27 protein-coding genes are annotated in these 24,449 nt (G+C 32.0%); 7 read left to right on the forward strand and 20 right to left on the reverse strand.

Going from position 1 to position 24,449, the window contains the following annotated elements; translation table 11 throughout:
* Nucleotides 1-389: 389 nt before the first annotated feature.
* From LQ694_RS12315 to LQ694_RS12360, 10 genes are all read right to left on the reverse strand, one after another.
* Nucleotides 390-1,040 (reverse strand): KinB-signaling pathway activation protein, encoded by a 651-nt coding sequence (locus tag LQ694_RS12315; protein ID WP_218697182.1) that lies wholly within the window; start codon nt 1,038-1,040, stop codon nt 390-392.
* A gap of 15 nt (nt 1,041-1,055) precedes the next feature.
* Nucleotides 1,056-2,117: an Mrp/NBP35 family ATP-binding protein gene (locus LQ694_RS12320; protein WP_218697181.1), complete on the reverse strand. Its 1,062-nt coding sequence runs from the start codon at nt 2,115-2,117 to the stop codon at nt 1,056-1,058.
* Nucleotides 2,118-2,247: 130 nt separating this feature from the next.
* Nucleotides 2,248-3,717, reverse strand: a complete 1,470-nt coding sequence (locus LQ694_RS12325; protein WP_218697180.1) for an MDR family MFS transporter — start codon at nt 3,715-3,717, stop codon at nt 2,248-2,250.
* 70 nt (nt 3,718-3,787) lie between these two features.
* Nucleotides 3,788-4,255, reverse strand: coding sequence for a SepA family multidrug efflux transporter (locus tag LQ694_RS12330; protein ID WP_048540101.1), 468 nt, complete (start codon nt 4,253-4,255; stop codon nt 3,788-3,790).
* Between the two features lie 32 nt (nt 4,256-4,287).
* On the reverse strand, nt 4,288-5,628 hold the full coding sequence (gene sdrM / locus LQ694_RS12335) for a multidrug efflux MFS transporter SdrM (RefSeq protein ID WP_218697179.1): 1,341 nt from the start codon (nt 5,626-5,628) through the stop codon (nt 4,288-4,290).
* A gap of 3 nt (nt 5,629-5,631) precedes the next feature.
* Nucleotides 5,632-7,221 carry an amidohydrolase gene (locus LQ694_RS12340; RefSeq protein ID WP_218697178.1) on the reverse strand — a complete coding sequence of 530 codons (1,590 nt, stop codon included), beginning with the start codon at nt 7,219-7,221 and terminating at the stop codon, nt 5,632-5,634.
* Between the two features lie 110 nt (nt 7,222-7,331).
* A complete protein-coding gene (locus LQ694_RS12345; RefSeq protein ID WP_218697177.1) occupies nt 7,332-7,733 on the reverse strand; it encodes a TipAS antibiotic-recognition domain-containing protein in 402 nt (133 codons plus the stop codon).
* A 130-nt stretch (nt 7,734-7,863) separates the two neighbouring features.
* Nucleotides 7,864-8,106: a hypothetical protein gene (locus tag LQ694_RS12350; RefSeq protein ID WP_048540094.1), complete on the reverse strand. Its 243-nt coding sequence runs from the start codon at nt 8,104-8,106 to the stop codon at nt 7,864-7,866.
* A 9-nt stretch (nt 8,107-8,115) separates the two neighbouring features.
* Nucleotides 8,116-8,814, reverse strand: a complete 699-nt coding sequence (gene trhA / locus LQ694_RS12355; RefSeq protein WP_049321035.1) for a PAQR family membrane homeostasis protein TrhA — start codon at nt 8,812-8,814, stop codon at nt 8,116-8,118.
* Between the two features lie 14 nt (nt 8,815-8,828).
* A complete protein-coding gene (locus LQ694_RS12360; protein ID WP_231493145.1) occupies nt 8,829-10,016 on the reverse strand; it encodes a UTP--glucose-1-phosphate uridylyltransferase in 1,188 nt (395 codons plus the stop codon).
* A 180-nt stretch (nt 10,017-10,196) separates the two neighbouring features.
* Here LQ694_RS12360 and LQ694_RS12365 point away from each other — a divergent pair, with 180 nt between their 5' ends.
* Nucleotides 10,197-10,349, forward strand: coding sequence for a hypothetical protein (locus LQ694_RS12365; RefSeq protein ID WP_164961651.1), 153 nt, complete (start codon nt 10,197-10,199; stop codon nt 10,347-10,349).
* A 49-nt stretch (nt 10,350-10,398) separates the two neighbouring features.
* Here LQ694_RS12365 and LQ694_RS12370 read toward each other — a convergent pair whose 3' ends face one another.
* The gene (locus LQ694_RS12370; RefSeq protein ID WP_218697173.1) at nt 10,399-10,890 is read right to left on the reverse strand and encodes a metal-dependent hydrolase; all 492 of its coding nucleotides are present in this window, start codon (nt 10,888-10,890) and stop codon (nt 10,399-10,401) included.
* Between the two features lie 276 nt (nt 10,891-11,166).
* Nucleotides 11,167-11,907: a hypothetical protein gene (locus LQ694_RS12375; RefSeq protein ID WP_204200795.1), complete on the reverse strand. Its 741-nt coding sequence runs from the start codon at nt 11,905-11,907 to the stop codon at nt 11,167-11,169.
* 157 nt (nt 11,908-12,064) lie between these two features.
* On the opposite strand from LQ694_RS12375, the gene hutG reads away from it, so the two are divergent.
* Both hutG and rarD read left to right on the forward strand, forming a co-directional pair.
* On the forward strand, nt 12,065-13,054 hold the full coding sequence (gene hutG / locus LQ694_RS12380) for a formimidoylglutamase (protein WP_058612539.1): 990 nt from the start codon (nt 12,065-12,067) through the stop codon (nt 13,052-13,054).
* A gap of 3 nt (nt 13,055-13,057) precedes the next feature.
* Nucleotides 13,058-13,969 (forward strand): EamA family transporter RarD, encoded by a 912-nt coding sequence (gene rarD / locus LQ694_RS12385; protein ID WP_179296646.1) that lies wholly within the window; start codon nt 13,058-13,060, stop codon nt 13,967-13,969.
* A gap of 50 nt (nt 13,970-14,019) precedes the next feature.
* On the opposite strand, the gene argF is transcribed toward rarD, so the two are convergent.
* The gene (gene argF / locus LQ694_RS12390; protein WP_096791739.1) at nt 14,020-15,021 is read right to left on the reverse strand and encodes an ornithine carbamoyltransferase; all 1,002 of its coding nucleotides are present in this window, start codon (nt 15,019-15,021) and stop codon (nt 14,020-14,022) included.
* A gap of 226 nt (nt 15,022-15,247) precedes the next feature.
* Between argF and LQ694_RS12395 the strand changes: the two genes are divergently transcribed.
* The 3 genes from LQ694_RS12395 (at nt 15,248) to LQ694_RS12405 (ending at nt 16,720) form a co-directional block, all read left to right on the forward strand.
* Entirely contained in the window at nt 15,248-15,514 is a 267-nt protein-coding gene (locus LQ694_RS12395; RefSeq protein ID WP_025904965.1) for a SunI/YnzG family protein, read from the forward strand.
* Nucleotides 15,515-15,659: 145 nt separating this feature from the next.
* Complete coding sequence (locus LQ694_RS12400; protein ID WP_048540079.1) at nt 15,660-16,382, forward strand: SDR family NAD(P)-dependent oxidoreductase; 723 nt, start codon at nt 15,660-15,662, stop codon at nt 16,380-16,382.
* A gap of 11 nt (nt 16,383-16,393) precedes the next feature.
* Nucleotides 16,394-16,720 carry a heme oxygenase gene (locus tag LQ694_RS12405; RefSeq protein WP_096791737.1) on the forward strand — a complete coding sequence of 109 codons (327 nt, stop codon included), beginning with the start codon at nt 16,394-16,396 and terminating at the stop codon, nt 16,718-16,720.
* A 364-nt stretch (nt 16,721-17,084) separates the two neighbouring features.
* Here LQ694_RS12405 and LQ694_RS12410 read toward each other — a convergent pair whose 3' ends face one another.
* Nucleotides 17,085-18,443, reverse strand: coding sequence for a YjiH family protein (locus LQ694_RS12410; RefSeq protein WP_058612542.1), 1,359 nt, complete (start codon nt 18,441-18,443; stop codon nt 17,085-17,087).
* 359 nt (nt 18,444-18,802) lie between these two features.
* Here LQ694_RS12410 and LQ694_RS12415 point away from each other — a divergent pair, with 359 nt between their 5' ends.
* The gene (locus LQ694_RS12415) at nt 18,803-19,960 is read left to right on the forward strand and encodes an MFS transporter (RefSeq protein WP_049320918.1); all 1,158 of its coding nucleotides are present in this window, start codon (nt 18,803-18,805) and stop codon (nt 19,958-19,960) included.
* A 45-nt stretch (nt 19,961-20,005) separates the two neighbouring features.
* Here LQ694_RS12415 and LQ694_RS12420 read toward each other — a convergent pair whose 3' ends face one another.
* The 6 genes from LQ694_RS12420 to LQ694_RS12445 form a co-directional block, all read right to left on the reverse strand.
* Nucleotides 20,006-20,518, reverse strand: coding sequence for an Asp23/Gls24 family envelope stress response protein (locus LQ694_RS12420; protein ID WP_049320919.1), 513 nt, complete (start codon nt 20,516-20,518; stop codon nt 20,006-20,008).
* Nucleotides 20,519-20,575: 57 nt separating this feature from the next.
* Nucleotides 20,576-20,803 (reverse strand): DUF2273 domain-containing protein, encoded by a 228-nt coding sequence (locus LQ694_RS12425; RefSeq protein WP_369919472.1) that lies wholly within the window; start codon nt 20,801-20,803, stop codon nt 20,576-20,578.
* Nucleotides 20,804-20,824: 21 nt separating this feature from the next.
* Complete coding sequence (gene amaP / locus LQ694_RS12430) at nt 20,825-21,364, reverse strand: alkaline shock response membrane anchor protein AmaP (protein ID WP_231493146.1); 540 nt, start codon at nt 21,362-21,364, stop codon at nt 20,825-20,827.
* 179 nt (nt 21,365-21,543) lie between these two features.
* Nucleotides 21,544-22,560, reverse strand: coding sequence for a FecCD family ABC transporter permease (locus LQ694_RS12435; protein ID WP_048540071.1), 1,017 nt, complete (start codon nt 22,558-22,560; stop codon nt 21,544-21,546).
* Complete coding sequence (locus LQ694_RS12440; protein WP_058612543.1) at nt 22,557-23,561, reverse strand: FecCD family ABC transporter permease; 1,005 nt, start codon at nt 23,559-23,561, stop codon at nt 22,557-22,559. Before LQ694_RS12440 ends, LQ694_RS12435 begins: the two co-directional genes overlap by 4 nt.
* Before the next feature lie 14 nt (nt 23,562-23,575).
* Complete coding sequence (locus LQ694_RS12445) at nt 23,576-24,379, reverse strand: ABC transporter ATP-binding protein (RefSeq protein WP_048540067.1); 804 nt, start codon at nt 24,377-24,379, stop codon at nt 23,576-23,578.
* Nucleotides 24,380-24,449: the final 70 nt, after the last annotated feature.

A 24,449-nucleotide genomic window follows, 5' to 3' on the forward strand; every position in this document is an offset into this window, starting at 1 on the left:
TGATTGGTTAAGCCAATCACTCTGAAGTACTTTCAGTACTCAATTATTGGAATTAACGTTGACATATTGTCATTCAGTTTTCAATGTTCATCTAATTTGCGTCTAAACAATATTGTACTAAAAACAATGTTTGTTTTCAACTAATTTTGTTAACTTATTTTTAACACGTTTATAAATATATAACATTTATTTCGTATTAACAAGAGTCAATTTTACACTTTCAAGAAAAAGTTTTGATAACTTTTTTCGTTGTTGTGCTGTCGTTTTCAGCGACTTTTATATAATATCAAGAGGGGTTTTAAAAGTCAACACTATTTATCATCTTTTTTAATAAAAATATAAAAAGCACAAGATTAAGGTGTAAATAGAATTTAATCTTGTGCTTTTTATCATTTCTTCAATGATTTACTGTCATTATTTAACTTTGATTTCTTTGCTTTTCTCTCTTCAAGAGACAACGCATTATATTTAGGTAATGTAATTAATTGATAAGCATTACATAATAATAATCCAAAGATTGTAAGATAAATCCAACTTGTATCTTCCACTCTTAAAAATGGTATAAGTTCTACAGTTGTCATAACAACCATAAAAAACATAGATGGAATCCATAAATTCTTTTTAGATTGTTTGTTTTTTATATTACTTGTGATGATTGCAAAAATAACAACAACGATTGGTAGCCAAACAAATGATAAAATTTGATCTGTTCCACCAAATCTTAAAAATCTAAAATACACTAAATCAAATATAGCAAATACAGTTACAACGATTTGTACATGCGGCCATATCTTTCCAAAGATACCTATGCCTAATTGATTTATGAATAAATAGATGAAATATGCAAGTTGACTTATAGTTGCTACAAGTAGTCCTACAACTAAGAACCATATTGAAGCAGCTACAAACTCACCTATTTCTCCAGCAAATAAATATTTCGTTACTTTATCATATCCAAAGATAAGTGATGCAATATATGTCACAACTACACCTATTAAAAGTGTATTTCTGTAAAATTGAATTAAATATTTTAAAGTCACTTGCTTACCTCCGTACTAGTCTTCCTCTGTTATATTAATGATATTCTTAGCAATTTGACTATAAACTTTACCTAAATCTTCATGTTCTTTATAGATAGAAGGTGAAAAGTTATTTTCATCCCACTCAGGTTGACTTAATGGAAGCTCACCTAATAACGTCGTTTGAAGTTCTTGTGCTAATTTTGCACCGCCGCCTTTACCGAATACATATTCTTTATTTCCTGTTTCTTTACTTTGGAAATAAGACATATTTTCGATTACACCTAAAATAGAATGTTCAGTATGTTTAGCCATTGCACCTGCTCTTGCTGCAACAAATGCTGCAGTAGGATGAGGTGTCGTTACAATAATTTCTTTACTTGAAGGTAACATTGTATGTACATCTAAAGCTACATCACCAGTACCTGGTGGTAAATCAAGTATTAAGTAATCTAATTCTCCCCATTTAACTTCTGTAAAGAAACTTGTGATCATTTTTCCTAGCATTGGACCTCTCCAAATGACAGGTGCATTTTCTTCAACGAAAAATGCCATAGAAATAACTTTAACACCTTCACGCTCAACAGGAATAATTTGTTCGCCTTCAACTTCTGGTTTTTCTTGTATACCCATCATATCTGGAACACTAAATCCATAAATATCAGCATCAACAAGTCCTACTTTCTTACCTTCTCTTGCAAGAGATACAGCTAAGTTAACAGCTACTGTTGATTTACCAACACCGCCCTTACCTGAAGCAATCGCAATAAATTCTACTGGATTATCTTTAGATAATAATCCTTCTATAGTTTGTTCTTCCATTACACCTTTGAATTTTTCTAATGCATCATCAGGTAATTCATCAAATCTTATCCCAACAGTTTTCGCACCATTCTCTTTTAAGAGATCTACAATTTCCATTTGTAAATCAAGTTGTGGTTGCCCACCTAGTTTAGCTATGGCAACTTTAACGCTCACATGTTCTTTTTCTTCTTTAATGCTAACTTCAACTATGCCGCCTGTTTCTTTAAGTGGTACATCTACAATCGGATCATGTAACGCTCCCACAAGTTCTTTAACCTGTTCTACTGATAACAAAATCTACGACTCCCCTTCTAAAATAATTATCTACTTATCATTATATTAAGTGTAACAAAAAATTTAAACATACAGGTAGTTTATTGTTCAAAAAAAAGGCTGAGATCATAATCTCAGCCTTTAAATCTACTTATTTTGAATGATTCGGTATTCTTGTATTACTATGTTTATTTTCTGATTTAATAAATATAGATAAGACAACTCCGAAAAATACAATAACAGTCAATACTAAGAAAGCAATATTGATACCGTGAATCATTGCTTCAGATTGTAATATCTTCGCAGTATTACCAGCATTGGCAAATTCTAATTGTGTTTTTGAAGGTTCAAAATTCTTAGCACCAATTGACATAATTGTTACTAATATACCTGTACCAATTGAACCAGCGATTGTTCTTAGTGTATTCATCATCGCTGTACCATGAGATAACACTTCGTTTGGAATTGCATTTAATCCTGCAGTATTAACAGGCATCATAATCATAGAAACACCAAACATTCTAATTGAATAAACAACAATTAAATACAATAATGACGTACTATCATTTAGAAATGCAAGCATGAACGTTGTCACTGTAATGATTGTAAAACCTATGATTGCCAACCATTTCGCACCATATTTATCGAATAAACGACCTGTCACAAGTGACATAACACCTGTAATGATTGCACCTGGCAACAATAGTAAACCAGAGATTAATGCTGAATAACCTCTTGCATCTTGCATATACATCGGCATTAATAAAGATGGTCCTATTAAAGATACCATTGAGAACACACCAATGATTGTTGTTAGTGCAAATGTTTTATACTTGAATACTCTTATATTCAATAATGGGGTTTCTAATTTTAACTGTCTAAATACAAAGATTACTAACGTTACAATACCAACAATTAATGTAACGATAACAATTGGTGATGTGAATCCTAGAGATCCTGCGCTACTGAATCCATATAATAAAGATCCAAAGCCTACTGTAGATAGAATAATAGATGGTACATCTAAGTGAACATCTTTTGGTTTAGAAATATTCGTTAAGTATTTCGCACCAAAAGCTAATGCTACAACCGCGAATGGAATGATTGTGTAGAATGGACTTCTCCAACTAAAGTTATCAACGAGATAACCAGACAATGTTGGACCTAATGCTGGGGCGAATGAGATAACCAGACCTGCCATACCCATCGCAAAACCACGTTTCTCTTTAGGGAATAAATTAAAGAGTACAAATTGCATAAGAGGCATCATAACACCTGCACCCATTGCTTGAAGTACTCTTGCTAACATTAATATTCCGAAGTTAGGCGATAAAGCGGCAACTAACGTACCGATTGTAAATGATAACATCGCCATTAAATAAAGTGGTCTTGTATTAAATTTATCCATTAAAAATGCTGTAGCCGGTATCATAACACCGTTGACTAACATAAATCCTGTCATTAACCATTGACCTTGGTTGGCATCGATTTTTAAATGTACCATGATTTCAGGTATTGCTGTATTTAATAAGGTTTGGTTTAAAATCGCCACAAAGGCACTTACTAACATAACAGCTACTACTAAATTTCTTTTACCTTTTGAAATGTCCTGAACATTCATGGTTTCAACTCCTTCCAAATATACCTTTGCTATTATGCACTATTTTATTTCGGAAATCAAAATAAATGTTTCATCGATTTAAATTTTTGCTATCTGGATAGAAAATTTCAGTACATATATATAAAACAGTGATAATGACTAATATGACCCAAAACTCAATTTTGATTTGTGAATAATATATATGTACTGTGAAATAAAACATAATCGTGCTAACAGTTATCGTTAATAAATGGAAAGTCATGCCCTTGAAATACGGATTATCATTCAGTCTATTTTTAAATCTATCTAATAAAAATTCTATAGCGACAAGTGTAAAGTATCCAAACAATATATAACTACCATAATAGAACAAGTTATCTATCATACTTTTATTGTAATTGAATTCTGCTAAGCCATAATAAATTAAAATTCTGCTTAATCCAAACATACCAAAAGAAAGTAGTACAATAAAAATTGCACCAGACAATGTGAAAATACTTATAATAATCAATATGGACAATAAATGAAAAATATCAAAACGCTTATTTTTTCTTTTCATACATTGTGACTCCCTCTAAATATGTTTTACCTTTAAAAACTTTTTCTTCTCTTTTCTTTAAATACAATAGACCATATAATCGTCAATGTAACGACTACAGACATAATATACAACATAATATTTTGAACGCCGTAACTTAAAAATGAAATGTTTAATACATATATTGAAGAAACAATTAAAGAACCAGTTGTACTACCTATCGTCTTAAACAATGTATAAATCGACATCATGGAACCTAATTGGTGATGAGGCGCTTCTTCTTGAACAACGACAACATCTTTCGTATATACCGTACCAAATGATACACCCATTACAAAAACAGCAAATGGAATGATTACAATCCATTCGACGCCTGTTAATATAGCAAAGCTGCCAGCAAACATTGCCAAGAAAGCTAACATATAAATAAATTTCAATTTAAGTTGATCTAATCTACCAAGTACAAACGTGATAAACAACCAACCTACCGACATTGGAAAAATGATTAAACCACTTTGTAATGGTGTAAAGCCTTGTTCATTTTGTAAATAGATTGGCATAAAAATAGTGTAGCCCATTAACATTGTTGAATAAATCATATCGGTAAACAACACGAGAATGATTTTTCTATTAAATGCTTCAACGGGTACAAATGGATTTCGCATACGTGTCTCAACTCTATAGAGTAATACGACAAATCCAACTAATAACACGAAGCAAATCATACGTACAATAAATGGTATATGTTCTGCAACAATTAGTAAAAAGCTTGCGACTACGCCATAAAATATGAATAAGCCTTTATAATCTAATTTAGTTTTTTCTACTTTTTCTTGTTCAAAATTAAAATACTTAATAACCAACCACATTGAAACTAAAGCTATAGGTACGTTGATATAAAATAGAAAGCTCCAGTTTAAAGATTCTAATATTGCCCCACCTAACAGTGGTCCTACAATGCTAGATATACCCCAAACACTACCAACGATACCCATCACTTTATATCTTCTCGGAATTGGAAAAGCAAGTTTAGGTACAACTTGACCTAATGTCATCATGACACCTGCACCTAAACCTTGGATGATTCTAGAAATGACAAGCAACGGGAAACTATGTGTCATTTCACTTAACCCACAAAATACACTTCCAATAATAAATACAGATATCCCTAATAACACCACTAACTTAATATTAATTCTCTTTACAAGTTCACCAACTATTGGTGTCATAAACACAACCGCTATTAAATATACTGTAAAGATTAATGCAACTTCCGTATCAATATTAAAGTCTTTTTGCATTGTTGGTGTCGCTAAAGATACGATTGATGTTTCTATAGCACTCATAAACATAATCAGTACTAAAGCCAATACAATTCCTTTGTTCTTAGTCATAATTCACGCTCTTTCGTATACAATATTTCCGTTAACAATTGTTAATTTAGCTTTAATTTGTGCTAAATCTTGACGGTTAACTTTAAATGGATTTTGATCTAACACAGTGAAATCCGCTTCATATCCTACTTTAATTTTTCCAGTACGGTCAGTTGTTTGACCAATCTCACTCGCAAGCGTTGTATATAACCGTAACGCATCAAATACGGATAGTGCTTCTTCTATGAAATACGCACCTTCTTCACCGTACGTTTGTCTATTAACTGCCGCATGAATACCTAGCATCGGATTCGGAGTTTCAATCGGTGCATCTGAACCGCCACCTATTATAATACCTAAGTCTAACATTGACTTGAATGGATATAAATATCTTGCTCTCTCTTTGCCTACTTTATATTGAACCCATGGAAAATCACTTGTAATAAATTGTGGTTGTACATCACAAATCACTGGTAAATTCGCAACGCGTTGTAATAACGCTTCATTTAACGTACTAATATGAATTAATCTATCTCTGAGTCCGTTCTGCACAGGATATTTTTCTATTGCATCCAATACCATTTCACAAGCTTTGTCACCAATCATATGAACTGCTATCGCACCATTATATTTTCTTGCGATTTTCACTTTTTCTTCTAGTTCTTCTTGTGTATATATCGCAAGTCCATAATACATTCCAGTAGGATCATTAGAATAAGGTTCTTTCAACAATGCTGTACTGCCACCAAAAGCACCATCTGCATAAAATTTCATAGCATCAGGTTCTATCCATTTATCAACAAAAGTCGCTTGTTCTTCCATCATTTGTTCATAAACACTAAAGTGGCGTAACAATCGTACTCTAAATGGCTTTTGATCTTCACCTGGCCCTACAACTGTTTTATAAGCATTTAAGACATCTTTATAATCTTCGTAATATCCTAAATCTTCTGTATGCGATCCTGTTATACCATACTGATATAAATATGTAATCGCGTTATTTAAATGTTTAGTAAGAGACTGTTCATCTTCATTTGAAGCTAATTCTTCAAATGGTTCCATAGCTGTATCATATAGCCAACCAGTCAGTTCACCTTCTTGTTTTTCATATGAACCACCGTCAGGATTTTCTACATCATTTGTCATATCTAAAATCTCTAATGCTTTTGAATTTACGATTGCTGCATGTCTACATACTCTTTTAACAATAACCGGATTATTTTTGCATAACCCATCTAAATCAAATTTATTAAGTCTAATGCCATTTAATAAATTTTCATCATAACCTTCAGCAACTAACCATTCACCTGGTTGTAATGTTTGGGCTTTCTGTCTAATTTTTTGTTTTACATTTTCAATATTGGTCTCACCATTTAAAATGACTGATGATAACCAAACACCAGTCCCCATAACATGAATATGTGTTTCAACAAATCCAGGAAACATCGTTCCACCTTTTAAATCGATTGTTTCATAATCCGTTGTTTGAAGTTGGTTTAAATCTTTTTGTGATAAAACAGCTTCTATCATACCATTGTCTACAATTACACCTGCATATGTATCATCTGGTTTTTCCATTGTATATATTGTTCCGTTCTGATATAACTTTTTCATTCGATTCAGCCCCTTTATACATTCAAGTTTATTCTAATTCTACATATTTAATAGTAAAAAAGACACCGATAAAATCGATGTCTCCTATTTTAATTTTATAAAGTTAATTTTTATTGTATGACATGCTTAACGGCAGCAACTAATGCTTCCGTTCTTTCTTCACCAAAATATGCTTTATATCTATCATCTGCATCATACATATTTATGATTTCTATGTGTTTCTCTTCTGAATAATTTGGCCAACTATATGTTAACCATTCTCTGTGTAACTTAGTCACTTCTTCTTGTCTTTCCAATGTTGCTCCTTGGTCTACAATATTATCAAGTTCTTCTACTAGTTTCTTTTCAATTTGATTTTTACCTTTAATTTCATCTTTGGTCATATCGAGAAACTGATCATCAGTCTGGTCAATTTTATGGCCGCTTCTATCTTCAACTGTTTCTCCCTGAATCTCTTCGTTAATATTTAGCTTGTCACGATCGAATGTTTCAAAATCTCTTTTTTCTGACATTATGATTTCCCCCTATTCATATCGTATAACATTTAATATTATCTATTTACCCGTTTTGCAAAAAAATAACAAAAAGAGCGGGATAGAAATCTCAATATTCTAAAGAGATTACATATCCCGCTCGCTATCTTTATTTCAATCGTCTTTGTTCACCTTTTTTAAGATGTTCATTAAACGTTTGTTTATTATTTCTACGTTGGTGTTTAATTAGTAATACAAATGCATATATTAATATTAGACCGAATATAAGTGAAACAATGCCCATAAACTGTAAACCATTTTGTTTACCGCCACTAAATACAAAGTAATAAAAGAAATAGCCTTGAATTAAAATAATAATTGTAAGAACCGTATAATACAAACGATAGTTCATCTTATCCTCCTACATAAAGTACATAATTGCTAGAAAATGAAATACTGAAGCAATCAAAATGAAGAAGTGCCAAATCATATGGAAGTACTTTTTATCTTTTTGAGCATAGAACCAAGCACCTACTGTATAACTAAGACCTCCAAATAAAATAAACAACATAAATATTAACGATGTCTTATTGATAACTGTTGGTAACATGAGAACACCCATCCAACCCATGATTAAATACATCGCTAAACTTAATTTGTGATTAACGTTCTTAGCTGTTGATTTATATACAATTCCCCAAATTGTAATCCCCCATTGGACTGCCATAATAAGCCAACCTAACCAGCCGCCTACTAAGGATAATGCAATCGGAGTATAAGTCCCACAAATTGCGATATAAATCATACTATGATCAATAATTCTCATAATGTATTTCTGAGGTGATGAAGATGACATTGAGTGATAAATAGCAGATGATAAAAACATCAGCATAATACTTATAATATATATAGATACACTCGTCGATTTAAGTGCGCCATCACTAATATAACTTTCTACTGCTGCGTATGGTAAGAAGAATAACAGAAAGAAAGCAGGGACACCATGTGAAACTGCATTTCCGACTTCTTCGCCAAAGGAAAGTGGCATAATATCTTTAAATGCTTCCTTAACTTTCCCGTTTTTTCTAGGATGAGACTTTGTATGATTGATTTGTTCCATTCATATACCTCTTTTTATAATAGTTGATTGTTCTCCAAATCTCTTTGAGCTGTTTCAATACTGTCTTGTCCTTCTTTATTCTTTAAAGGACTAAATTCTTTCGTTCTATCTACTTGTAGTGTAGCAAATGTGTCTGCATATTGGAAAATATCAAAATAAAACAATTCGAATTTCAATGATTCTACTTCTACAACACTGAAGTCTTCATCTAATTGTTTTAATTTCTTAACTGCTAAATGATACGGCAATGGTTTAAAAGCCGCTTCTATAAGGAAATCTAATTTAAATACATGAATACCTATATTAGCATTCTCTAGTTTATCAACATCATCTTCAGATAGCTCAGAATACTCTAATACACGTTTTTTGCCATCTATTGATACAAGACGCCCAACTTTTTCGCCACTATGTGCTTTAATAGATTTAGTTGTCACATCACTATTATGCTCTACTGTAAAACCAACAAACTCAGGGTCCAACACTTTTACAAGAGCGTTATCAATATTGTTTAAGAATAAGTATTCCACGCCATTTTCTTTCATTTCAGCAAGTAACTTTGTCTTCTCTAGAGATTTAAATACACCACCATTACCGTTAGGTGTACGCATCACTCTTTTATTTGTATCTAAAATTAATTGACCATCCGTTGTTAAAGATACAATGTGATCTTGTTTGAAGAAGTGAATATAATTTTCATCGTAATCAAAGTATTTATTCTCTAAGAAAAATGACAGTGTATCTTTATGATTTACGTCACTTGTCATAATATACCAATGAATTGGCGTGCCAATTTCTTCTGTTAATTTCTTTAATTGCTCTGCTTGTCTTTCGAATAAACTTTTATCATTAAATGAGAATGTACCCTTTGGTCCTTTATGACCTAATCTTGTACCTTGCCCACCAGCCATTAATAATACTGCAAATTTACCATCTTTAATCGCTTGTATCCCAAGTGAACGGTATGATTTCAGTTGTTCTTCTGAAAGTTGCTCTTTAACTTCAAACTCAACTTGTTCTATATTATCTGCAACATCTATTGTCTTTCTATTTATGTATACATCTTGATATAGTTTATCTATTTCATCTAAATCTAATTGATTAATATCAGATTCTAATTGTTCTTTCTCGCTTTGGCTCATCACTTTAGTATATTCTAAAATGTGATTTTGACCATGTTCTTTCAGGTTTGTTTCATCTAGCATTATAATACCTCCGAAAATTTGACTCATTCTTATTATACGACTTTAGAACGATTTGTCTAAAAATATCATAAAAAATTTATAATTAAAATGATTATTTCAAAATTAAATGGGTATTTATAATAATGTGTTGGTTTAAACACAATATATTCCTATATATAATAGGCCAAGGAGGATTTTATTATGAGTTTAGGAGATAAGTTTAACGATGCAAAAGACAAAGCAGTTGAAAAAGGTAAAGATCATGTAGAAGAGAATAAAGACGAATATACTGAAAAAGGTAAAGACTTCGCTAAAGAAAAAGGCGAAGATTTAAAAGGTAAATTCGGAAAATAACATAATGTTTAATGGAAGCTAAGACACTACCTTTGTCTTAGCTTCTTTTTTATGTAAACAATCGATAAATATCTTTCCACCATAAAACGACCGTGATAATGGTAAATGCAGAAGATAGACTTAAATCCATTACACCGCCTGTTCTAAATACAATGGGTAATTTAACTGAGACATTTAAAGGGTAAAATAGTTTGACGCCTCTTGGTGTTAACATATCTAAAATAATATGCGATAACATACCCAATATAATCGAAACTAAATATGGTTCTGGTGCGGATATGCTTCTCAATCCCCAAAATATTAAAAATAGAAATAATAATGAATGGGTAAACGTGCGATGTCCAAAAATTAATCTAATAATAAAACTAATAGGAAATATTTTCTTGCCTAGATTACTTTTGAAATGACAAATATCTGGGACCAAACTCGCTACACCACATAAACTTACAATGGTAAATGAAGTGAAAATATCTTCTCCATAATAAATACTTAATGATGACCCGATGAATATACCGCATGAGAGATGTGTTTTTCCTGTCATATTAATGTGTCCTCTTTTCAATTACTTTATTTTATTTTACCACAAAATACCGAACAAGTATACGAACACTTTGTGACTTTATAGTGATGTACCTCACATAATTTCAATTCAAATGACAAAATTGTGAAAATAATCACATAAGTATTGATTTGTCATTAATCCCTGTTAAACTATAGTTGTAAGTCATATTAAACATAACCCTATACCATTGTTGAAATAACCCCCTTATTTCACAATTAAAAAAACGTTCATCCTTCGCGATGAACGTTTTTTTATTTAGCTTGCTTTGTTTAATTGTGTTTCTTGCTGATGATTACTTTGAGTGGATTCATTGTTGCTTGATTGTTGAGCGCGATTTTGACTTTGCTCTCCACTATTTCCATTCTCATCCTGTTGATTCGTGTTTCGAGATGGATCTGCTTGATTATTATCATCTTCGTATGGTTCATTACTTTGTTCATTTGATCCTTGATTAGAATCTTGGTTAGAATCTTCATTTGTGTTTGAGTGTTGTTGATCATGATGACCTTGATTATTTTGATCATTTTCTTTAGGTAATGAACAGCCATCATCATTACATAAATAACCATCACGTGATAAATTTTGCCAAGCTCTCGTAAATTCTATTGTATTTTCTGCTTTATCACATTCCGCTTGAGAGTTACCTTGATTTAATAAACAATTTCTAGCTACTGTATAAGCTTCTGTATCAAACGTTTCAGTTTCATTATGATTGTTTGGTTTAACACCATTTACATTTTCCTCTACTGGAATTTCATCTGTAGATTGTTGATTGTTATTATCATTTTGATCGTTCTCATTATTATTATTTGGTTTTGATTTTTCTTCTTTAGTTTTAACATCATCTTCTGTTGATTCTGCAGTTGTTTTTTCTTCAGTAGTAGTCGTTTCAGATGATTTTTCATTATCATTATGTTCATTATTCTTAGAAGTTTGGTTGTCACATGCTACTAGAAATAATAAGCAAACTGTTAAGAGACCATAAATCCATTTCATAGAATCACTCCTAGGCCTTTTTGCTTTTTCTTTCTTACTATTCATTAAAGACACTTCTTTCTTATAAAATAATTAAGCATTTAATAAAACATAAGAATATCATACATGATAAACTAACATTAGTAAAAACTATTGTAACATGTAGGAGGTATTAAATATGTATAGAAATGTTAAAAAGGATGAGTGGACAGGTAGAACAGATAGTACAACATTGCGTTCTGCTTTTAGATTTCATCAAATCGTTGACTCAATTCATATTGAGAAAGAAGACATTACACCAAAGAAAGAATTCGAACATCAAGTTAATATGGCACTTATAGGTTTTGAATGCGATGAAGGTGTTTCTAGAAATAATGGTCGACCAGGTGCTGTAGATGGTCCTAAACATTTTAGAAAAGCCTTAAGTCCTTTACCAATACATAATGAGTATTTACATTTAACTGACTACGGAGATGTCATTTGCCACAAAAATAAAATGGAAGAAGCGCAATCAGAACTTGGAGATAAAATCTCAAACATATTATTACATAATGACTTTACAGTTATTATCGGTGGTGGTCATGAAGTATTATATGGCCATTATTTAGGCGTAAGAAAAGCCAACAAAGACAAAAAAATTGGCATCATCAATATAGATGCACATTTTGATATGAGAGATTACGAAGAAAAACCATCTTCTGGAACAATGTTTAAACAGATTTTAGATCAAGATGATCAAGTTGGTTATTTCGTGCTAGGTATTCAGAAAAATGGTAACACAAAAGCACTCTTCGAAAGAGCTGATGAATACGGCGTCCAATACATTCGTGAAGATGAGCTTCGTAGCCATTTATCAATAGAGACGATTACTTCTATTAATTCATTTATTGAAGGATATGACGAAATCCTCATTACATTATGTACAGATTCGATAGATGTAAGTTATGCGCCTGCAGTAAGTGCACCTTGTATTATGGGCTTACAACCTCAAATCGTTCAAACAATTTTACAATTAGTTACAAACTCAAACAAAAGTTCAAGCATTAGTATTGCTGAGCTATCACCAAGATTCGATATAGATAATCGAACTGCAAGATTACTTGCGAATATTGCATCGAATATTTATCACGATCAAGCAGAAGTTATTCAATCACAGTGGGAGTCCTAAATCATGTCAGAATTTAAAAAAGGTATTATTTATGCAATATTTGCATATATTATTTGGGGTGTCCTACCAATTTATTGGAACCTCGTAAGTGAAATTGGACCATTCGAAATTTTAGCACATCGTATTATATGGTCAGCAGTATTCATGTTATTACTGCTATTATTTACAAAACAATTTCCAATGTTCAAAGCAGCAACGATTAAATTATTTAAACAAAAGAAAATGCTATTCGCTATTATCATCGCTGGTTATATTATTACAGTGAACTGGGGTACATTTATCTGGGCTGTTAATAATCACCATGTACTACAAGCAAGTCTAGGTTATTACATCAATCCTTTAATGAGTATTTTCCTAGCCTTTATTTTCTTAGGCGAGCGATTCTCAAAAGCTCAATGGATAGCTATTTTATTTGCATTTATTGGCGTTATTTATATGACTTTTCAAGTTGGCGAATTTCCATTCGTATCAATATTACTCGCAACATCATTTGCGCTTTATGGGTTGATCAAGAAAGTTGTAGATATCGATGCATTTAGTAGTATTACGATAGAATGTATCGTGACATTACCAGCAGCACTTATTTATATCTTCTACTTATCACAACATAATGCCGTTACATTTGGTATGAACAGTTCAAGCGGATGGTTATTACTTTCTGGTGCTGTTACAGCTGTTCCACTTATTTTATTTAGTGCTGGCGCAAGAAGAATACCACTATCATTAACAGGCTTTATTCAATATATTGGACCAACTATCATGTTCTTTATCGGTATATTCTTATTGAACGAACATTTCGATGTTGATCAATTTATTACATTCATCTTTATTTGGGCAGGTATCATTATTTATAGCTACAGTAAATATGTAGAACTTAATCGCAATAGAAAAAAATTAACAAAAGAAGCTCGTTAACAAGAAGCAATAAAGGCTGAGACAAACATGTTTGTCTCAGCCTTTAATTATTAATATATATCGCCACAAGTTGTAGCTAATAATGCTTTAATCGTATGCATTCTATTTTCTGCTTGTTGGAATACTTTCGAATAATCTGATCTAAATACGTCATCTGTCACTTCCATACATGTTACACCAAACTTTTCGAAGCATAGCGCGCCCATTTCAGTATTCAAATCATGAATAGCTGGTAAGCAATGTAAAAATAAAGATTCATTTTTACCTGTTAAATTAATTAAGTTTTGATTAACTTGGTAATCTTTGAGTAATTCAAAGCGTTCTTCCAATTGTTGTTCTTCACCCATTGAACACCAAACATCTGTATATATGATATCACTGCCGTAAATACCTTCTTGGATATTATCTGTAATTAATATTTCACTTCCAGATTCTTTACTAAATGACAATGCCATATTTTGAACTTCTTCATTTGGTTGGAGTGATAATGGTGCAACAATATGAATATTCACACCTAAAATTGCACTCGTAACGAGCAATGAGTTCGCAACATTATTGCGTCCATCTCCTATAAATGTCAAAGTCTTTCCTTCGTATGTACCAAAGTATTCTTTAATTGTCATAAAGTCCGCTAACATTTGTGTAGGATGCCACTCATTTGTTAAGCCATTCCACACAGGCACGTTGGAAAATTGAGCTAAATCTTCTACTGTCTTTTGTTCAAATCCTCTAAAAGCAATACCATCAAACATGGATCCAAGTACGACTGCTGTATCTTCAACAGATTCTTTCTTACCTAACTGTAAATCATCTTTACCTAAATAAGACACACTTGCACCCATCTTAGTTGCAGCTACTGTGAAAGCTGAACGTGTTCTTGTTGATTGCTTTTCAAATAATAAAGCGATATGTTTCCCGTTTAAATAACGATGTGGGATCTGATGCTTTTCTTTGAATTTTAATTCCATTGCCAAATCAATAAGCGATTCTAATTCTGCTTTAGAAAAATCAACTTCTTTTAAAAAACTTGTCTTGTTTAATTCTTTCAACATAGATAACTTCGTCCCAATGAAACCAGCTCCTTATTTATTTATAAAGATAATATTACAACATACGATTCTGTTTGTAAATAGTTATTCAATATATTGCATAAAAATACTTTTATCAATTAGTATGACATAATAAATAAAAAATATAACACATTTTCTCGTTTTTCTATTGAAAACGGATACATAATGCGTTATGATGTAGTCATCAAACAAAAGGATGTGTTTAGATATGGCAATGAGAGTATCAAAGGACAATAATCAAGTTCATATTCAATGGAGAGTAGCGGACATTACAATTCCAAATAATGAAATTAAAAACATTAAAGAGGATCAAGATATTCACGCTTTGTCTAATGAAGCCCAAGATCATATCGTAAGAATTGGCTCAACTTTTGGCAAAACAAATCGTGTGATTATCGAAACAAATGATAAAGAATACATTATTTATACACATGCTGATAAGAAAGTTTACAACGAACTTACTAAAGAAGCTTAAGTTCAAACTTTCAGGCATTTTAAATAAACACCGCGAAGTCATATAACACTGACTTCGTGGTGTTATTTATATGGCATTTTCAAATTGAATTATTATGATACATTTTTAAAGCATGCTAACATATAAGAAAGGAGTGGTGATCAATATGTTAAGAGACTTAAAAGGGCTCAATGCAGTCATTACAGGTGGCTCTAAAGGTATCGGTAAATCAATCGCGATTGCATTAGCTCACGAAGGCGTCAACGTTGCAATTGCAAGTAGAAATATTGATACTTTAAAAGCAACAGCCGATGAACTTAAACAATATGACGTCAAAGTATTTTATAAAGAAACTAATATTGCGCACCAAAAAGATGTGCAACGTTTTATAGAAGATTCATATCATGCATTAGGCTCTATTGATATCGTGATAAATAATGCAGGTATTATGAAGAACAATTCATTTTTAGATGTAAGTGAATCTGAGTTTGATCAATTATTCGAAACAAATGTTAAAGGTATATATTACGTCTTACAAGAAGCATTACCACATCTCGTAAGACAAAAAAGCGGAGATGTTATTAATATCGCTTCAATGTCTGGTTTAAAAGCCAGTGCAACAAGCAGTATCTATTCTGCTACTAAATATGCAGTAATTGGTATGACTGAAGGTATTATGCAAGAAATGAGAAAGCATAACATTCGAGTATCATATTTAACCCCTTCAGCTGTATTAACAGACTTAATTGGAGAAACACAATTACAAGAAGATACAATGACGCATCCAGAAGATATAGCAGACGTAGTCATATCACAATTGAAACTACAACCAAGAACATTTATGAAGACAGCACAAATCTGGGCTACTAACCCAACACCAAAAGAATAGGAGAGATAACAATGTATGTTGTAACAAATAGAATTAAAATGAAAAAAGGTTATGCAGAAAAATTAGCACCAATGTTTACTAAAGGTGGCGCATTACAAGAAATGAAAGGTTTCATTAAAGTTGAAACTTGGAACATGCAAGACATTGATGACAATGATGAATTACATGTAAATATGTGGTGGGAAGAACTAGAAGACTTCGAAGCATGGAAAACGAGCGATGCATTTAAACAAGCACATAGTCGCGGCGGAGACAGTAATAAAGACAAAAGCGAATCCCCAATGTTAGGATCTGAAATCGCAATCGCTAAAGTCGAAACAACAATTGACCCAAAATAATATAAATACGGACAAACTGAACTTATATAAGTTCAGTTTGTTTTTTTGGTTATAGGGCTGGAATGGGTAAGATGTGAGTTTATTTAGTGCTTAACTCACATGTTTTCTAATCTCGTGGGTTTATTCCTTCTTTAACTCACATTTTTTTCAATCTCGTGAGTATACTCCTTCTTTAACTCACATGTTTTCTAATCTCGTGAGTTTATTACCTCTTTAACTCACATGTTCAACAATCTCGTGAGTTTACTACCCATTTAACTCACATCTTTCTCCACTCCCAAAATATTGTAGTTCCTTATATAAAAACTATTCCCAAACATACAAAAACGACAGGGACACATCATGCCTCTGTCGCTTTTTTAATTTAGAAGAATATATGAGCTAATATAACGATTATAGGTAGCGCTATAATTGTACGCATAATATATATCATAAATAGTTTCCCTAGGCTTACTGGTATTTTCGAACCGAGTATAACGCCCCCTACTTCTGATAAATATATTAATTGTGAAATACTTAAAGCACCTACGATAAATCTTGTCATATCACTTGGTACATTACTAATAAGTAATGATGGTAAGAACATATCTGCAAAACCAATTAATAATGTTTCAGACATTTCTTTTGCATATGGTATTTGCATTAATTCTAATAATGGTACAAATGGTGCACCCAATATACTAAATGTTGGTGTATACTCAGCCACAATAGTTGCTAAAGTACCAATTGTCATAACAACAGGTAGTACTGCTAACCACATATCCAATACCGTTTTCACGCCGTTAATAATGAATTGTTTAAAGCCAGGTGATTTTACAGCTTTTTGAGTTGCTTGTTCAAATCCCCATGATATTGGATTATGTGTTTTAGGAATTGATTCATTTAATTGCTCAGTACTTCCGTTTGAATACTTATCTGGAATTTGTTTAAGTGGCCAAATTCTAGGCATTATAAAAGCTGCTACAACACAAGCTAAGATAACTGATAAATAAAATTTAAAGAAATAATCCATTAAGCCGATTGTTTGAGCTATGACAATTGCAAATGTGATAGATACAACAGAGAATGTTGTCGCAATGACAGTTGCCTCTCGACGTGTATAAAAGCCTTGTTCATATTGTTGACTTGTAATCATTACGCCTACAGTTCCATCACCAATAAATGAAGCAAGATTATCAACAGTGGATCTACCTGGTAATTTAAATACTGGTCTCATAATTGGTGCAAACATTGGCCCTAAAAACTCTAATAAACCAAAGTCCATTAATAATGGAAGGAATAAACCAGCAAAGAAAAATACTGCTAATAATGTTGGTAATAAATCGTTGTAAACCATCAATCCAGTGTTTTCATTTACAACTATACCAGGTCCAAAATCGAAATAAATGAATATTGCAAATATCGCACCTATTATTCTAATGACGACCCAAATCCAATTGACGTTAAATAATTCATTCGCTATAGATCTCTTAGTAGAAGTACTGAATATCGTAGAATAGATTAATGTCATTACTGCAGAGAAACTAATTAAAAGCATAATAATTAGTCCAGCATAGTCACCTATCCAATCTAAAGCTGTATTTGCAAGGTATGCAACAGGTAAACTTGTTTCTTTCTCCCCTTTATCGTCAACTACCGTAACGGGAACTAAAAATAAATATATTCCTAAAACTGATAATATAATAAACTTTAACCTTCCTACTAAAACGCTCGTCTCTTTCATACTTTCTCTCCTTTTCGCAAGACTAACTATACACAATAATTAATAAATATTCAATACTATTCATCTCTAATTTTATTATATATTTTTATGTAAGCGCTGTCATTATTTTTAGTAAAAATAAAAGAATTATTAATCATAATATACCAATGTATTTATTATAATTTTTCTTTAAATATTTTTAATTTTCAAACATCTATTTATTATCCGTATAATATATAGACCAATTCCAATTAAATCTTTCATTTTATACCTTAAAAACACCTTGAATTTCTGATTGTTCGGGTATTAAATTTTATCTGTATTTTTACAAATCACACTGTTATAATCATGATTATATGTCAAAGAGAAGGAGTTATATGATGTCGAAACCTCGATTAATTACATTTATGTTAAGCGTATTTGTTGTGGGAATGGTTGAACTAATGATTGCAGGTATACTTACTTTAATGAGTAAAGATTTGAATGTGTCAGAAGCAATTGTAGGACAACTTGTAACAGTTTATGCATTAACATTCGCAATTAGTGGTCCCATACTTGTTAAACTCACTAAAAACGTCTCACCAAAGACTGTATTATTAGTAAGTATGGTTATATTTATTTTAGGAAACGGGATAATTGCGATTTCACCTAACTTTACAATACTTGTAATAGGTAGAATATTATCTTCAGCGGCTGCTGCTATTATTGTCGTGAAGATTTTATCATTAACTGTTGTGTATTCAAATCCAAGCGAACGCGGGAAAATGATTGGCCTTGTATATACTGGTTTCAGTGCAGCTAACGTACTTGGTGTTCCTCTAGGCACTAAAATAGGTGATTTAGTAGGTTGGAGAATGTCATTTGTATTTATATCTACAGTAGGGATTATTGCACTTATACTTATTATTTTTAATGTAGCAAGCAATAAAATAGATACCGTAGAATCTTCTAGTCAAAGTCAAGATTACAAAGTCGTTCATCCGTTAGAAATTGTAAAATATTTAAGCATAACTTTCCTTATATTAGCGGCAAATTATGTAGTCGTAACGTATATTAGTCCATTATTATCTGTGTATGGGTATGATTTAAATATTGTATCACTCGTATTACTTGTTGCTGGTATCGGTGCAATTATCGGTACTTCATTAGGTGGGTATATTACAGATGCATTAGGTAGTAAAAAGTGGCTATTAATTTCATTAAGTACTTATACAGTACTCATGCTTGTATTTGAACAATTCTTACCCATACTTGTTATTACATTAATAGGTGTATTTGCTTGGAACATTGTCCAATGGGGATCAAATCCACCTATCCAAATCGGTATTATCTCTCAAATTGAAGGAGATACAAGTGCAGCAATGAGTTGGAACATGTCTAGTTTAAATGCAGGAATAGGCGCTGGTTCATTATTAGGTGGTATATTCGTATCATACTTTAATGTCGTATCTAGTCTATATGTAGCAGGTGCATTAAGCTTTATTGCATTCCTAATTTGTTTAACGATTAAGAAACAACCAAAGACGCAAAAAGCATAAAAAAAAGCGAGTGAGATAAATGTCTCACTCGTCTTTTTTTATACCTTATTGTAATTCTTTATTGCTTTTTGATTGGCTTTCTTCATCTGATGATGCGTTCTTTTGTTCGTATTCTTTTCTACTCATAACATCATCAACGTGCATATTTACTTCAACAACTTCAAGTCCAGTCATATGTTTAACTTGCTCTTTAACTAAGTCCGCAACTTTTTTGAAGATTTTAGGAGCTGATTCGCCATATTCTAAAATTACTTTTAAATCTACAGCTGCTTGTTTTTCTCCTACTTCAACAGAAACCCCTTGCGTTACGTTATTTCCAGATGTGAAACGATCAGTTAAGCTAGAAGCAAAGCCGCCTTTCATATCTAAAATACCTCTAACTTCTCTAGCAGCAATTCCAGCAATTTTTTCTACTACTTCATCTGAAAATGATAATGTATTTGAAAATTGTTGCTCTTGAGCTTGAGCTTGTTGTTGTTGAGCTTCGCGCTCTTGTTCATTTACCCCTGTTTGTTCATTGTAACTACTTTTTGCTTTATTGTTGTCTACGTTTGCCATAATAGATTCTCTCCCTTTAATTTATAATTTGTTTGCATTATTTATATTGTAAGCAGTCTAACTTATTCTATTTAAGAAATTTAAGAACTGCTGTGTACAATCTTTAATATACCCCAATCCTACACCTATTAAACATAGGACTAGGATTAAAACTGTTTTCCAAAAACCAATTGTTAAAAATAGTACTGCTAATATTAACATTGCGATAAAACCAATAATTCTCCATTTATATTCTTTAATAAAATTAATGAATTGATTTGGATCTTGATTTTCATTTGGCATAATCGGAACCTCCTATCCTTAGTCTTATAAAACTCTTGTGTCACTCGATTTTTGATCTCTGACATTAATCTCAATATTTTTTACAGGTATTTCTGAGAAATGCTCAACATTTTCCTTAATATCTGATTTAATTCGATCAGTTAATGTTTGAATTTGACCTGTATCTGAAACCACAAAGAAATCAGCTTTGATTGTTGCATAAGATTTATTTTTCTTATTATACAGTTTAGAAATAACATTTGGTTGACGTACTTCATCGTATTTTTGAATAGTACGATAAACACATTTTTCAACTGAATTTCTCGTAATATAAATGTGACCATCCTCATAGTCACGATGTAAGCCTGGCTTTTTATGTGTTGGTTTAAATGTTGCTAAGAACATCAATATACCAAAGAATATTAATACGCCTGCACAAGCAATCAACGTTGGTTCAAACCAATTATATTTTAATAATTCTTGTTGATAGCTCTTAATTTGGTTAATATCCAAGTACATAAAAAGAAGCGTGCCTACAACTACTATTATGAATAAGCCTAGGAAAAAATTCTTTAATCTTCTCACTGGCAACTGCACCTCCTATGTAAAGTTCTATTACTACTCATAGTTATACCCCTAAAACGATTTTGAAAACTAAATTTTATAATTTAAGTAAACTTTTTTGGAACATGTTAATAAATCTTAAAATTTGTAGTAATTAAAAACTAAAAAACTCTCTTCCATTATAGAAAGAGAGTTCATTATTATATATGCGTTGATTTTTGCATTAAGTATAAGAAATACGGAGCACCAACTATTGCAACGATAATACCTGCTGGAAGTCCGTTAGGTTCTAATACAATTTTGCCAATTGTATCTGCTACAACAAGTAAAATCGCACCGTTTAACACTGCAATTGGTAAATATAATTGGTGTCTCGGTCCAACAATACTTCTTGCTATATGTGGTCCCATTAAGCCGACGAAACCAATTCCGCCTGCTACTGAAACTGCAGCTGAAGATAATACAACAGCTAAGAATACAAGTAGTATTCTTTCTCTATTATTATTAATACCGAAAGAAACGGAAATTTGTTCATTCGTACTTAATACATTTAATACATTTGCTTTATAGAATAAGAATGGCATGACAATAGCTAACCATGGGATAAATGCGAACACAAACGGCCATTCATCTCCCCATATATTACCTGCAAACCATCTTGCGATAAATTCCATTTGATCTTGATCAAATGTAGACATAATTGTAATAGATGCACCACTCAGAGCAGTAGATAAACCTACACCTATTAAGACCATTCTTACAGGGTTTATACCTTCTCCACGTTTATGACTGAATATGAAAATAACCATTGCAGTTGCTAAACCGCCGAGCATACTTACAATTGGTAATACATATACAAAATCTCCTGCTTTTATCGTACCAACAACAAGAAAAAGTGTAATCATAAATCCGCTTCCTGCATTAATACCAAGAATACCTGGTTCTGCTAAAGGATTCTTCGTAATACTTTGTAGGATTGCACCACTTAACGCTAAACTTGCACCTGCAAGTATTGTGATGAGCATTCTAGGCATTCTAAATTCAAATAATACCATTGTATCTAGTTCATTACCTTGTCCAAAAATCGTCTTAAAAAATTGTGTAAAGGACATATTAAATTCACCAGTGGTCATAGCAAATCCCATAGAAGCAATAAGTGCGATAACTAATATAATAAATGTAATACGCTGCTTTTTAATTATTTTAGGATGTATCATAATATTTTACCGTCCCTTCTTACAAGATAAAGGAAGAACGGCACACCGATAATTGAGATAACAGCTCCAATAGGTGCTTCTCCTAACATTCTTGCAATCATATCTGCAAATAACAGGATAAAACCTCCAAGAACTGCTGATAAAGGTATCACACGTTTATAATCAGTTCCAACCATGAATCGAACAATATGTGGCACCATTAATCCGACAAATGCGATTTGTCCAACGATTGAAACCGCTATACCTGCTAGGAACATTGTAGCAATTAGACTCGTGTATCTAACAAATGTACTATTTTGACCTAATCCTTTTGAAAGTGTATCACCTAAACTAAGTATTGTAAGTTGTCTACTCATGATAATAAGGACAATTAAAATAACAATAACAATCGGTGTAGAGATCATAAGTTGTTTCCAAGTTGTACCACTTACACCACCAACACTCCAGAATGTTAATGTTTGATTTAATCTAAATATTAAAGCAATCCCTTCACTTGCAGCTGTTAAAAGCGCAGATACTGCCGCACCAGCAAGTACTAATCTCATTGGGCTGAACCCACCTCGTTTAGATGATCCTACACTCATAACGAGTATGCCACCTATACCAGCACCTATAAATCCAGCAAGCATTAATGTGAAATAACCTGCATTAGGTATAACGGCTAAAGTTAAAGCAAGCATCATACTCGCACCAGCATTAAGCCCTAATAAACCAGGGTCAGCTAAGCCATTACGTGTAACACCTTGCATGACAGCACCGGATACAGCAAGTGCCATACCAACAATAACAGCACCTATTTCTCTCGGAATTCTTATTTCTCTTAATATATTATGTTCTTCTATTTTTGGATTATAATGAAAAATCGCATCATAAACCACTTGTATCGAAGTCGTCTTTGCACCAAATAAAAATGACAGAAGTAAAACAGCTACAAGTAATATGATTGTAACTGTTAATATAATGGGATAGCGATTAACTTTTAATGTTTTAGTCTGAGTCATTGAGTTGCCATCCTTTATAACTTCGTATAGTGCTTACATAATAAATTATATGTTACAAGCATTGGTTTTCCAGTACGTGGGTCTGTAGAAAGCTCTGCATCAATATTGAAGACTTCTTCCAATATTTCATTTGTTAAAACTTCTTCTGTTTGACCTTGTGCAACAATTTCACCAGATTTCATAGCAATTAAATGATCTGAAAAACGAATTGCTTGGTTAATATCATGTAATACCATAATAATTGTACAACCTTGTTCTTTATTTAATTCTTGTACAAGCTCTAAAATTTCTAATTGGTGTGAAATATCTAAATAAGTAGTTGGTTCATCTAAAAAGATGATATCTGTTTTTTGTGCGAGAGCCATTGCAATCCAAACACGTTGTCTTTGACCACCACTTAAATCGTTAATCGATCTATATTTAAATTCATGTGTACCTGTTACATTTAAAGCCCATTCAATTTCCTCTTTATCTTGTTTAGATAATCTACCGAAACCTTTTTGATGAGGAAATCTACCATAAGATACAAGTTCTCCAACTGTTAATCCATCTGCAACATCAGGAGATTGTGGCAAAATAGCAATTTTTTTAGCTATTTCTTTAGTTGAAGTTGAATGTAAATTCTTACCATCTAATAACACTTGACCTGTTTGTACATTTAATATACGGCTTAAAGCTTTTAATAAAGTAGACTTACCGCAACCATTTGGTCCAATTATAGAAGTCACTTTGCCATCTGGTATTTCAAGATTCAATTCATTAACTATTAATTTTTCACCATAACCTATTGAAATAGCTTCTCCCGTTAAACGATTCATAAAGAACCCTCTTTCCATTAAAATTAACTCTATTTATATGACATTTTCATTAATTGTATATATCCGTAAA

The sequence above is a fragment of the Mammaliicoccus sp. P-M58 genome, from assembly GCF_022386165.1.
Lineage (GTDB): Bacteria > Bacillota > Bacilli > Staphylococcales > Staphylococcaceae > Mammaliicoccus > Mammaliicoccus sciuri.